General features: G+C 61.0%; 9 protein-coding genes. 3 read left to right on the forward strand and 6 right to left on the reverse strand.

The window, feature by feature from the left end; translation table 11 throughout:
* Window positions 1-40: 40 nt before the first annotated feature.
* From AC1DWF_RS03885 to AC1DWF_RS03910, 6 genes are all read right to left on the reverse strand, one after another.
* Window positions 41-1,213, reverse strand: a complete 1,173-nt coding sequence (locus AC1DWF_RS03885) for a polysaccharide pyruvyl transferase family protein (RefSeq protein WP_476783828.1) — start codon at window positions 1,211-1,213, stop codon at window positions 41-43.
* 44 nt (window positions 1,214-1,257) lie between these two features.
* Complete coding sequence (locus tag AC1DWF_RS03890) at window positions 1,258-2,436, reverse strand: polysaccharide pyruvyl transferase family protein (protein WP_476804365.1); 1,179 nt, start codon at window positions 2,434-2,436, stop codon at window positions 1,258-1,260.
* Between the two features lie 41 nt (window positions 2,437-2,477).
* Window positions 2,478-5,150: a glycosyltransferase gene (locus AC1DWF_RS03895; protein ID WP_476789562.1), complete on the reverse strand. Its 2,673-nt coding sequence runs from the start codon at window positions 5,148-5,150 to the stop codon at window positions 2,478-2,480.
* Entirely contained in the window at window positions 5,137-6,609 is a 1,473-nt protein-coding gene (locus AC1DWF_RS03900; protein WP_476789563.1) for a DUF6212 domain-containing protein, read from the reverse strand. The genes AC1DWF_RS03895 and AC1DWF_RS03900 overlap by 14 nt, the downstream gene beginning before the upstream one ends.
* A 213-nt stretch (window positions 6,610-6,822) precedes the next feature.
* Window positions 6,823-8,037 carry a glycosyltransferase family 4 protein gene (locus tag AC1DWF_RS03905; protein ID WP_476841469.1) on the reverse strand — a complete coding sequence of 405 codons (1,215 nt, stop codon included), beginning with the start codon at window positions 8,035-8,037 and terminating at the stop codon, window positions 6,823-6,825.
* Between the two features lie 45 nt (window positions 8,038-8,082).
* Complete coding sequence (locus AC1DWF_RS03910; RefSeq protein WP_476785612.1) at window positions 8,083-8,670, reverse strand: MarR family transcriptional regulator; 588 nt, start codon at window positions 8,668-8,670, stop codon at window positions 8,083-8,085.
* Window positions 8,671-8,864: 194 nt separating this feature from the next.
* Here AC1DWF_RS03910 and AC1DWF_RS03915 point away from each other — a divergent pair, with 194 nt between their 5' ends.
* The 3 genes from AC1DWF_RS03915 (at window position 8,865) to AC1DWF_RS03925 (ending at window position 13,050) form a co-directional block, all read left to right on the forward strand.
* Window positions 8,865-10,634, forward strand: a complete 1,770-nt coding sequence (locus AC1DWF_RS03915; protein ID WP_476841470.1) for a type I secretion system permease/ATPase — start codon at window positions 8,865-8,867, stop codon at window positions 10,632-10,634.
* On the forward strand, window positions 10,631-12,037 hold the full coding sequence (locus AC1DWF_RS03920) for an HlyD family type I secretion periplasmic adaptor subunit (RefSeq protein ID WP_476785610.1): 1,407 nt from the start codon (window positions 10,631-10,633) through the stop codon (window positions 12,035-12,037). The genes AC1DWF_RS03915 and AC1DWF_RS03920 overlap by 4 nt, the downstream gene beginning before the upstream one ends.
* Window positions 12,038-12,390: 353 nt before the next feature.
* Window positions 12,391-13,050: a calcium-binding protein gene (locus AC1DWF_RS03925; protein ID WP_476788814.1), complete on the forward strand. Its 660-nt coding sequence runs from the start codon at window positions 12,391-12,393 to the stop codon at window positions 13,048-13,050.
* Window position 13,051 lies beyond the last annotated feature (1 nt).

Consider the following 13,051-nt stretch of genomic DNA (forward strand, 5'->3'; position numbering starts at 1 on the left):
AAACAGAAGTCTGGCCGCCGCCGTCCTCTTGATATTGAAACTAGAGGCCCACATGGCCGAGTGCGCTGCGGAAATTAGCTTCGCAGGCCGAGTACCGATCGGTTACAGCCTGCGTATCGATCTTGGAAAGGAAGTTGGCGAGATAGGCCTTCTTGTCGGCCTCGCGGTTCCACGTCGCCGCTTCCATGTAGGGGAAGCCGACAAATTCCAGCATCTCACGCATGCGGTCGTCTACAGCAATCATGAGCGCCGGCACGCCGGCCTGCATGCCGATGATGCAGCCATGGAACCGGCGGCCGAAGCAGAGTTCGCGGGTGGCGATCCAGTTTCGCCACTGGTTGGTGTCGAAGAAGACCACGAGCTCATGATCCCTCTGCCACTTTTCGGAATGCTTGTATGAGGTTGCCCCGGTAATGCGGCCGCTGGCTTTGTCATAGACGGGCGCGTGATCGTCGCCAGCCAAGGACAGATTATAGGCGATCACCTCGTCCTGTATGACATAGCTTGCGACGCTTGTCGGCTTCAGCAGCGCGTGCGCATCGACGATCGTATCGGCCACGCTGCCGAGATAGCCGCCGAAGGCGATTTTCTGCGCGTTCGCCAGATCAGGATCCGCGAGTGCCGCGAGCGATCGCTGCATCCCCGCCGGGTTGAAATAGAGCGACGGACAACCGGTCGGCTTTACAAACTTCATGCCTTGTTCCCTTAGGAACTCGGCGGTGAAATAGCCACGGGTGAGGAAGAAGGTCTCCTTGCGCTTGAGGACATCGAGGAACTTGAGGGTGCCGGCGGGCAGGTTCTCCTTGAGGCCTTCCTTGCGCTGGATGCCGATACCCATGACCACGACCGGCATCTTCAATTTCTCGAACACTTCCGCTTCCAGATCGGCGGAATAGCCAGGCCGCAAAAGGTTGGCCGAGGCGAAGACGCAGATGTCGAACTCCTGGTTCAGGCGCTCGTAGGCTTCCGCGGAATCACAGCTGCGGGCGAGGTGCCAGAACGGCACGTAGGTGACGTCATGCGCCTTCAGGCTGTAGGCCGCGCCCTCCCCGATCAGATAGTTGCCGGTGTTGGCGATCTTCCTGACCTGTTCGATCAGCTCCGCCTTGGTGCGGATGTCGTCGAAATAGGGCCTGTGGCGAACCTCCGCCCCGGACACGCTCGCCACGGTTCGCTGCAGATATGATGGGATGCCCGTAAGCAGAATGCGCATGATGTTCCCTGAAATTGTGCCTGAGAATGTGGGGCCGGCGGCGGCTAATGCCCAATGCCGATCTCGCGCAGCGCCGTGCGGAAATTGCGCTCACGATCGGAGTAGCGGTCGACCAGTTCGGACGCGTTGAGGCCGGGCAGATGATCGGCGACGAACTCGGCCCGGTTTTCGGCCTTGTCGAGATCGGTAGCGTCCACAGCCGGCAAGCCTGTGAAGCCCAGCATCTCACGCATGCGATCGTCCACTGCCACCATCAGGCTTGGCACCCCTGCCTGCATGGCAATGATCGAGCCGTGGAAACGCCGCCCGAAATTGAAGTCCATCGACGAGGCCCAGGCGCGCCATTGGTTCGTGTCGAAGAAGGTGCGCACTTCGAATGGACGCTTGAGCCGCTCGGTGCCCGGATAGGCGATATCGCCGATCATCATCCCGGAGGCTGTGTCGTAGACTCGCCCTTCGGCGTTCGGCTCAACCTTCATGTCGAAGTGCAGGAATTCGTCCTGGACGACATATTGGGGAACCGAATCCTGCGGCTCCAGGGCGTTGGCGTCGACGATCGCGTCGTGATTGGCGCCGAGGTAGCCCGAGAAGATGGTCCGCGCCTTGCCAATCTGCACGCCCGGCAGCTTCTTCAGCGCCCGGCGCATGTTGTCCGGCATGAAATAGACGGACGGACAGCCGGTCGGCCGGACATTGGAGAAGCCCTGGTCCTTCAGGAAACTGGTGGTTTCATGACCGCGCGTCAGGAAATAGTGCTCCCGCTCCTTGAGAATGCCCAGCAGCCGCTTCGTGCCCTCCGGCAGTGCATTTTCGAGATCCTTGCGGTTCTGCTGGCCGATGCCAAGCATGACGATCGGCATCTTGAGCTTGCTCAGCACTTCCGCTTCGGCGTCGGCGGAGAGCCCCTTGCGCAACAGGTTTGCGCAGGTGAAGACGCAGATGTCGAAGTTGGAATTGAACTGCTCGAATCCATCCCCGTTTTGGCTGCAATTATAGAGATGCCAGAAGGGCACCTGCTTGGCATGCGGTGCGAGCGCACGCAAAGCACCCTCGCCGATCAGATAGTTGCCGGTGTTACTGATGTTTTTCAGTTCCTGGATGAACTCGTCCTTCGACTCCGGTTGCTTCTGCCGTTCCGAATAGGAGACGGCCAATCCATTGGCACCGCTTGCAAGGCGCGAATAGTGGCCAGGAATGCCCGTCACGAGGATCCTTGGACGCATACAACTAGACCTTTCTGCTTGATAGAACTGGTGGAAGCCGTTCAGCCGGCCGCCACGACCTCTGTGTCGGCCGTCTCGGGCCGGCGCATGACAACCGCACGCGACAGCGATGAATTGTTCACCGCGCCGTCGCACCAGCCGAGGAATTCCGAGAACGAGCTTGTCCACGACCGTCGTGCCGCCGAGTCGAGGCAGCCTTCCATGAGCGGAACGAGCTTGCGGCGATCGCGGGCGACCTCTTCGATGACCCCTGCCATCTGCCGCACCACCTGGGAATCGACATCGGCATCGATGAGGATGCCGTCTTCGCCATGGGTGATGAGTTCACCCACGGCGCCGACGCCGGTTGAGATGGGAACGCAGCCGAGCTGCTGCGCTTCGGCGATCATCAAGGGAGCGCCTTCCCAGCGCGATGGCATGACGAGCACGTCGGCCCAGCCCAGCGCCTTGATTAGCTCCTTGCTGGCAAAAACCGGGGGGTGCACGTCGACGCCGAGGTCCTTCAGCTGCTCCGTCCAGGAAACAGTGGAATCGGCGAGAATCTCGCCTCCGATCGCCCGTATGTCGACAGGAACGCGCGTGGCGTGCAGCTCAGCGATCGTGGCGGCCAGGCGGTCGATGCCCTTTTGCTGGTCGAACCGTCCCATATAGAGGAGCCGCAGCCGATCGTCCTTCCGCTCCCCCCTCCTTGCCGACACCACCTCGGCAAGCGCCTTGGGCGGCACCGAAAAACTCGCGCCATTGGCCACAGCGAAGACCTTTTCGAGGGGGACACCGAAACTGCGAAGGTAGATCTTGAGCTGCTCCGAGCACGTCAGAAACGCGTCGTAGCAATGCTCGTGGGCGATTGCCGCGAAGGGCTGGCCGGCCGGCCGTTTGAACGAGGTGTTGTCTACGACGTGAAGATAGCAGGCCGTGCGCGTTCCCTCCGAGCGCAGCCGTGCAATCAGCGGATGAACCGACATCACATGGTTGTTGATGACCAGGTCGAAACCCGAGAGCTGCCCCTTCAGAGCGCCCCAGTCGACCTCGTGGTGCTCGGCAATGAAGTCCTGGCCGAGGAACTGGCCCGAGCCTCCCCATGCCGGAATGCCCTCATTCCAGAAATGGATGTGATCGAAGCTCGCGTCGAACTCGTCAATGACGTCCATGCGCAGGGCGCCGAGCACGAAGAGATGGGTTTCGAAACCGGCCCTCTTCAGCTCGCGCGCGGCTGCATAGACCACCTTTTCGGCACCGCCGAACGACGCATTGGGCACGAGCAGCGCCGCTGTGCGCTTGCCGTCGCTGTGGCCAAGCGGCAGGACCGGCGATCCGCCGATCTCTTTTCGCAGTGATTTGTACAGGTCCGCGAAAGGCACAAGTCGTGCTGGCCGCCATGTCCAGCGTGCGCCGGCGGTCTGGCGCAGCGGGCTCGTGGCAATGGCGTTGACACAATTTATCATCACCTGCTGGGGCGTGATTTGCGACCGCCGCGGCCGACTCCGTGGGAACGGGAAACGCACCTTCAGGATGGCCGAAGTGGGCCAGACCTGCTGGTTGCCGATCGAGGAGAACCAGTCCAGCGCGTTGTTTTGGATCACATCGCAAACAAGCGACGTCGGAATGAAGATCAGGTCGGCAGACGCGGCCTGCGAGGCCCCCGACTCCAGGATCACCGGTTCGATCTTGCGCTGCGTCGCATCGTTGCCGAGCTGGACGAAGACGATGTTCGCCTTCTCGCTCAGGCGCTCCAAGTGGCAAAGCACGTTGGGCAGCATCCGCGACCGTCGCAAGAGGTCGAGCGTCGCGCCGCTACCTGCGATCAGGAAAGGCGGGAAGTGGACATTGTCAGGCTCGCCGATGCTCGCCCAGAAATCCGGGATGATGTCGTCGAGGCGAAGCATCTTCGGCGGCTTGGTGGGATCGGTGAAGAACGAGATAGCGGCATCTTCGGTCCGCGCGAAGAGATAGCGCGGGCATTCCTCGTGCTCGAACTCGACAAGCATCGGACGTTGGAACAATGCCTTGTGGCGCTTCCTAAGGAAGCTGACCGAAGTGGCACGCTCGCGATTGGCTTCCTTGAAGCGGCTTTCCGCCCGCAGCCGATACTCGAAGGTGGTATCATGCGAGGGGACGCCGACGAAGCCGTGCTCGATGCAGGAAAGCCAGAACTCCCAGTCCTCGAATCCGTTCTGCCGGTCGTCGTTGAAGCGTACGCCGGCCAGGAAGACGTCGATGGAGATCATCGAGCCGGTGTCGCAGATGTTGTCGGTGATGCAGTGGACAAGCCGTGAATAGCGGTTGCCGTAGTGCGCGCGCCAATTCACCGAGAAGGTGTCGATATTGGTGTAGACCCAGCCGCAACCGCTCGAGAGAAGTTGCTCGTACAGCGTTTCGATGGTACCCGGCAGAACCCTGTTGTCGGCATCCAGCAAGTAAAGCGCCTTGGCCTCCGGCAGGTTTTCCAGCACGTAGTCGATCGCGCGATTGCGCGCCCCGCCCGGTCCGGCGTTGGGGCCGAACACCACATGTATTTGAGGATGGCTGGCGGCATAAAGCAGCAAAAGGTCGAAAGCCTCGTGCCGTGGATCGCCGTCGACGGAGACGACAATGGCAATCCTGCAATTGGAAGCCGTCGAAGCCAGGACGGATTCCAGCGCTTCCAGCACCAGCGCGGCATGGCCGTACAGCGGCATCGCCACGGCAATCAAATCGTGCTTACCGGCCGACATTGATCGCCTCCCCCGACTGCTTGACCAGTCGGAAGCCCGATACCTTGAGCCAGGAGAAATCGACTGAACCGGTGACGGCTCGGCTCAGGATCATGAGATCCATGTGCGCACGCACCGGCTCGTCCATGTGCATGTTGATGTTGATCGACTGATTGGGGCCGACCTCGCGCCAGCCGCTGAAGAAGGCCGACGGCTTTGCCGAGCCCGTACGCAACAACTCCGCCACTTCGGATCGTGCGTTGGCATTTGCCGGGGCAAGCAGGAAACTGACGGCCGCCGGAGCCCCTTCCGGATGGTCGATCACGGCGCTCGCCGAGAACGAAATGGTTCCGGGCTCGACTGCGCGGCTGACAGCGCCGGCAGATATTCCGCTCGGCAGCGGATGACACACCACCGCGTGCTCGTGCTCGAGGAAGCGGACGGTCTGGAATTCGGGGACAACTGGCGAGACTGAAACATCGACGATTCGGCTCAGCAGGGCCGGCGCCAGGCGGTAATCTTCGATGAACTGGCCGTCGAGCAGGTCGGTGGGCGCGATCATGTTTGGCATACGAGCTGGCTTGACGCCGGGCAGTCCTGTGAAAACGCGGAATGCCAGCGGCCTGAAATCAAGGTCGGGATGCGAGGCCTCCGACCTGGCCGTGTAGCGCTCGCTGGCAATCGGGACGCCAAGCGACAGCCCGACCGTCTCGTGACCCGTGGTCGACACCCGCAGCCGCAATGTCTTCGCCCCAAGTCCGCAAGCCCGCGGCAGCGAGAAGAAATTCCAGTTCGCGACGAGCTTTGAAGCGGGAACGCTCCACTCGGCCACGCCCTCGCGGCTCTCGACATAGCTCAGCGTGACGACCAGCTCGACGCCGTCCCTAGGCACTGAATTGAGATGGAGGGCGATGCCGGCCACGCCCTGGCTGGAGACCGGCAGAAGCTGCTCGACATAGGAACTCGACAGTAACTGACCGATACCCTCGTCCTTCGGGTCGACATAGGGATCATGCGCAAAGACTTCCGCCACCGGCTCCCAGTTACGCGCCTGGAACGCATCTTCGAGCGCGCGGTAGTTCTCGAACAGCACCTCGCGCTCCCGGCGAAGCATGGCGAGTTCCGAAGACATCGAGGCAGTGAACCGTGACAGCCGCCCCAACCCACCCTCGGCCAGCGCAACAATGAGCGTGCACATCTCGGCCCCGTTTCGGGCATCGAGCCGCTGGACGGGGACTTCCGGCACCGTGGCAAGCCGCCTGAGCGAGACGAGCGCGTCCCTCAGGTCAGCTTCGGCTTCTTCCGAAAAAGCTATGGCAATGAGAGGAAAGGTGTTCTTGAGGATCGGTTGCGAACGTATGCAGTCGTCGAGAAAGACGACTAGATGTTCAATTCCAGCCTTTTGAAGGTTCGCCCGATCCAGTTCTGACGCAGCAATCAGCTTTATACTCGCCGTCGATTGCTTCCCGCCAGAAGACATCAACATTTGCACGCATCACCCTCAAAAAAATAGTAATATAGTTCGAAATCTGAATTCAATCAGACGGCACAAATCATTGACAACCATTCGAGAAGACACGTAGCAACAAATGCGACTACGGACAATAATAAAAATCAGGAATTTACTTGAAAGTATACTTCAAAACTTGAAGTAATAATTGCGCAATCTGCATTTCGCCGATGGAAAGGAAGGCTATCCCGTCATTTTTGCAACCAGAGCAACCTGGTTCGCAATGCATGCATCCAGCCGGAAGCGCTGCTCGATAGCCCGGCGCGCGGCGATCCTGAGGTCAGCGAAGCTGTCCGGGCTCTTCAGGACTTCGAGGATCGTCTCGGCGAGAGCGTCCGTGTCGAAGAACGGTACCAGAACTCCGTTGCGGCCCGAACTGATGACCTCGCGGACAGGCGCGGTATCGGAGCCGATGACGAGAGCACCACAGGCCATCGCCTCCAGAACCGACCAGGAGAGGACGAAGGGGTAGGTCAGGTAGAGATGGGCCGCAGAAATCTGGAAGAGCTGGCGCAAGACCGCATGTGGAACCGGGCCGGGGAAAATCACCCTGTCTTTTGGAAGATCTAGCGAAGTGAAAAGGTGCTCCTTCCACGATACCCCCCCGGGGGCCGGCGTGCCGTAACTCACGCCGTTGCCGCCCACGAAGACGAACAAGGCATCGGGGTGTTTGCGGATGACCTTGGACGCAGCCTCCAGCGCCTGTGGAAATCCGCGGTAGGGCTMAAGGTCGCGCGCTACAAAGGTGACGATGGGAGGATTGCCAGCCTTGAGCACGCGTCCGTCCGGAAGCTTCAGGGAAGCGGCCGGATCAGGACGGAGGCGGTGCGTATCTATCCCCTCGTGGCACACCGTGATGCGCTCCTGCACATCCGCCGGATAAAGGCTCCTCTGCCACTCGGTCGGACTTAAGCCGCCATCCAGAGCCTCGAGCGAAATCAGCTGCGCCATGTTGCGAAGCCTGATCCGCTTGCGCGTCTCAAGGTCGGGCTGGCTGTCCGGGGCAAATCCGACATCCGCTCCATCTGCCCGATAGAAAAACTCGCAGTAGCCGAGCGCCGGCACATGCGGCAGCACGTCCTTCACGAACATCATGCTGCCCCAGCCGATGTGGCCGATGACGATGTCAGGGCCTGGGCCCTGGCGCGCCATCGCGTCGAATGTCTCGGCGACGCGATGGCCGACCCGGGCATGGTGATCGGGTATGCCGAGATGGCGAGCCATCTGCGGGTGCGCCCGCGGACCCGGCTCCGACCGGTGCCGCACAACACGCACCGACGGGATCCGCTGGTCCACGGCCTCCGTTACCAGGCTCACCTCGTTCCCCGCCTGCGCCAGATGGGTGGCCAAGGCGGCGAACTGGCCGAAACCGCGCCGATGCACGAAAGCTACATGCATGACGCTCAGCCAGCCCGCGACAAGGAACCGCCCTTCAGCTGCACCTCAAACGCCGTAGCGTGCGGCATTGGCCCACACCAGCTCGAGCCGGTGCAGCGCCTGGAAGGCCGTTGCGAGATCCCGCAGGTCCTTTTCCCCACAAAAGGCGCGCTCAAAGGCCTTCGCCGCATCCCGCAGGTCGGCACAGAGCTGCCTGCCCCTTTCCGTCAGCCTGATTCGGGCCGAGCGCTTGTCGCGCTGGGAGGTGACGCGATCGATGTAGTCGCCATCTGTCAGCTGCTTCAGATAGTACGAGATGTTCGAGCCGACATAGTTGCCGCGATCGAGCAGCTCGCCAACCGAGAGCTCGGTGTCGCCAATGGCCAACAGAACCATCACCTGGGCCGGGCCGATGTCGTCGACACCTAGCCGCGTAAGCTCCGCGCTCACCAAGCCTGAGAAGCGCCGACTGGACCGATCGAGCAGACGAGCCAGGTCAAAACATGAGACCTGAGGAGCATCGCTGTGCTGCTGCTCGCGGTGCGGCTGATCACGGCGCGGCTCATCAGGGGCGACATGCAGTCTATCGCCCCCGTTCCGTAACAATACAGCGTCTTCCAGACCCGTGAACGGGTAGAGAAGTCCTTGCGTCATCCACCTCTCCTATTTTTGTAATTTACTTCAAAAATTGAAGTAAAATTGCACAATGCCCCGCCCGAGATCCCCACCCTTGAGAGTGTTATATTTATTGTGTCACACTGACGACAGCGATATTGCAATATGTTCTGCATGAGATGCAGATACCACACTCAAATCACTAAACACGCAAGCCCCAGGCCAAATCGCCCATGTTCGATACTGTTCGAAAAAAACCGGTTGGCAAGAGCCAAAATGGGGCAGTTGCCGCCCACAACGGGACACTCAATCCGAGGTTGCTTKTGTTGCAGGCAAGGCGTGTTTTTGGCATGACGCTCCTTTATGCAGCCTTGCTAAGCGCCTGTATCAACCTGCTTCAGCTGACGATGCCCCTGTTCATGCTGCAGGTACACGACCGGGTGCTAAACAGCCAGAGCATCGATTCCCTCGTCATGCTGACGGTCCTAGCGGTCGGCGCCCTGGTGATCTACGGCGTGCTCGAATTCATCCGTGCCCTTTCGTTCCAGGCCATGGCCAGCGCGGTGACGCGATGGCTGAACCTGCCGCTGCTGACGGCCGCGGTTCAGGCCTCCGTCGATCAAGGAGTTTCCCGCGCGGCCCAGTCCCTGCGGGATCTGACGGAACTGCGCGGCTTCCTCACCTCGTCGGCCGTCAGCGCCCCGCTCGATGCCGCCTGGTCGCCGATCTTTCTGGGTGCGCTGTTTTTGCTGCATCCCCTCTTTGGCGTGGTCGGCGCGATTTCGGTGGCGCTGCTCTTGGGCTGCGGTGTCATTACAGACCTGCTCACGCGTCAGCTGATGAAAGAGGCAAGTCAGACCAACACCGAATCGGTGTCGAAAATTGCCGCATCACTTCGTCACGCGGAGGCCATCGAGGCGATGGGCATGCTACCCGCGCTGGCGCGGCGGTGGCGAGGCGCGCAGTTGCACGCGCTGGAAGCGCTTGAAAGCAGCGGCAGCAGAAGCAGGGCGATGTCGGCAATCACCCGCGTACTCCGCTACGTCATCCAGGTCGTGACGCTCGCAGTAGGCGCGCTGCTTGTGCTGAAACAGGAAGTCAGCCCCGGCGCCATGATGGCGGCAAGCATCCTTGTCGGTCGGCTGCTCGTGCCCTTCGATTCCATCATCGAGAACTGGCGGCAATGGGTCCTGGCAATTGCCGGCTGGCGCAGGCTCGAGGCGAGCTTGAACGAGGACCTGGCGGTGCGCCAGGTCATGCCGACGCCGCAGCCACACGGCGACCTCGTCGTCGACAAGCTGGTCTATGCAGCGCCAGGCATGGACGTGCCGATCATCAAGGGCATTTCCTTTTCCCTTTCCCCCGGCGAAGTGCTGGGGTTAGTCGGACCCTCCGCGGCCGGCAAATCGACGTTGGCGCGGTTGCTCGTTGGCGTCCTCAAGCCAACGTCGGGCGGCATCTTCCTGGACGGCAACAATGTCTACCTCTGGGAGCGCGGCTCCTTCGGCCGCGTGGTCGGCTATCTTCCGCAATCGGTTTCGCTGCTTGAAGGAACGATCCGAGACAACATCTCGCGGATGGAGGATGGCGACCCGCACAGGGTGCTTGAAGCCGCACGGCTAGCGGACGTCCACGACATGATCGGCCGCCTCCCCCTGGGCTACGACACGCCGGTCGGCGACGGCCAGCTGACGCTTTCGGGCGGACAGAAGCAGCGCATCGCACTCGCCCGCTGCCTCTACGACCGTCCCCGGCTGATCGTGCTGGACGAGCCGAACGCCAATCTCGATGCCGTTGGCGAGCGCGCTCTCATCCGCGCCATCGAAAAGGCCCGAGACGACGGCGTCATTGTCGTGATGATCGCCCATAGGCCGACAATCATGGAGGTCGCTGACAAGCTGCTCGTCCTGGAAAATGGACGCATTACCCAGTTTGGCGAGCGCACTGATGTGGTTGCCTCGATGACTTCAGCTCAATCTTCGCGCGAGGTAGTGGCATCATGATGCGCAAGTCGATGCCGCCGGCACACACCGAGGTTCAGCCTGTCCGCGGGCCCGATGTCGCGCACCACCAGCCGCGGGCGCTATCGCCCGTAAGCGCCATGGAGTTGGAGATGGCCGAGGGCAATGCCCGTTCGCCGCTCCGGCGCCTTGTGATCGCTGGGCTCACGACAATCCTGGTGTCGTTCGGCGGATTTCTCGGCTGGGCGTTTTTCGCCGACCTCAGTAGCGCCTCGGTGGCCACCGGCACGGTCGTTGTCGATTCGAAGCGCAAGACGGTCAGCCATTTCGAAGGTGGCGTGCTAAGCCGCGTAGTGGTGCAGGAAGGCGACCAGGTCACCACCGGACAGGCCTTGATAAAGCTCGAGGACACGCGGGCCCGCGCCGATCTGCAAGGCCTGGAAAGCCGGCGCATCGGCCTGATTGCCAAGCTAGCGCGACTAAGGGCGGAGCAGGCCGGCACCGAGGCGGTAGGTTTCCCCGACGAATTTGGCAGCAGCAGCGACGCTGCGATCCAAGACGCCATGGCGGCTGAACGCGCATTCTTCGAAAAGCGCCGCGAGTCCAAGACCGGACGCAACAGCATCCAGCAGACAACGATCGAGGAATATGGCGAGCGGTCGAAGTTCCTGACCATTCAGGTCGATGCCATCGAGCGGCAGATCGACCTCATCAACGAACAGCGATTGGCCATCGCGACCCTGGTGGACAAGGGCTTTGCCCAGCGCTCCAAGCTCATAGAGATCGATGCGCGGCTCAGCGAGCTTGCAGCCAAGCGCGGAGAGCTTGCCGGCCAGCGAGCGCAGGCTGAAAAGGCCGAAGCAGGCGCCGGACTTGGGCTGACGGGAATCGAACGCGACTTTCAGTCGGAAATTGCCGGCGAAATCACCACTGCCCGCCTCGAACTCGCAGATGTCGAGGAGAGAATCGTCGGCGCCAAGGACGTATTGCGCCGCCTCGAGATCCGCTCCCCCCAGGCCGGCATCGTCACCAACATCCGCGTGCGCACGCCGGGAAGTGCCGTGACTCCAGGCGAACCGCTGCTCGACATCGTGCCGGAAAGCGAGCCATTGCTCATCGAAATGCATGTCAGCACCCGCGACATCGACAGCATCGCCATCGGCTCGCAGGCGCAGATCCGGCTGACGGCCTACAATCAGCGCTCGCACCTGCCCGTGGCAGGCAAGGTCATCTATGTGGCCGCCGACCAATCGGTCGATGAAAAATCGAACATGGCCTATTTCGTCGCCCGAGCCCAGGTCGACCCAAACTCGCTGGCCGCTGATATGCGCCTCTATCCCGGCATGCCGGCGGAAGTGCTGATCGTGCACAAGCCGCGCCGGGCGATCGACTACCTGGTTTCGCCAGTCACTGACAGCTTCAATCGCGCCTTCAGGGAAGACTAACCCCAACTCTGCCCGAGTTCCGCCCGGGGACGATGGCTAAGCCCAGCCCAGCCTATGGGCACTCCGGCGACCCGCAACTCGGGCCGGCGGCGCGCGCCTTCGGATACGGCTGGAATTTAGTTCGAATTTTGAAACGCATTGCGTAAAAACCAGAATTACAGTCACTATATTGTTTCCGTATTTTCTGTTTTATTTGCTTGTATTTACTTAGCTTTGGAAATTTTTTATCAAAAATCATCAATTTATGCTTCTGTACGTGTTGCGAATATCTTCTTTGCACCGCACAATGATCTAGCGTAATTCTCGGATCCCCCCGGCGATACACGCATTCAAAAGGCGAAGAGGAGTAGCAGATGGCCACATTGGAAGGCGGCGCATATGACGACGTCCTGTTTGGCTCTCGCTTTGACGACGTCATTCGCGCCCTTGGCGGCGATGACCTCGTCAAAGGAGGCAACGGGCATGACATCATCTACGGGCACGGCGGCGACGACGTGCTGTTCGGCGACAATGGAAACGACACTCTGTTCGGCGGCGACGGAGCGGACATCCTCTATGGCGGAAACGGCAACGACATCCTGAACGGCGGTCCTGGCGACGACATGCTGTTCGGTGACAATGGCGACGACATCCTCCATGGCGGCGACGGCAATGACATCCTGATGGGTGGCAAGGGTAACGATTTCTTGTTCGGCGGTGCTGGAAACGACATCCTCAATGGCGGCAAGGGTGACGACATCATGGTCGGCGGCAAGGGCAACGACCTGTTCGTCTTCGATGGCGGCGGCGGCAACGACGTCATCCTCGACTTCACCCCCGGCGAGGACTTGCTGCAGATCTCGAAGCATATCAACGGCCTCGACATTTCCTCCCCCGACGACATGGCTTCGCGCATCACCCAGGTCGGCGGCAATGTCGTGATCGATCTCGGCCACGGCGACTCCCTGACGCTCGTCAACGTCGACGCAAAGGATATGCAGGCCAATCCGGACCACTATTTCACGGTCCATTGAG

The organism is Aminobacter sp. P4_D5 (assembly GCF_056401815.1).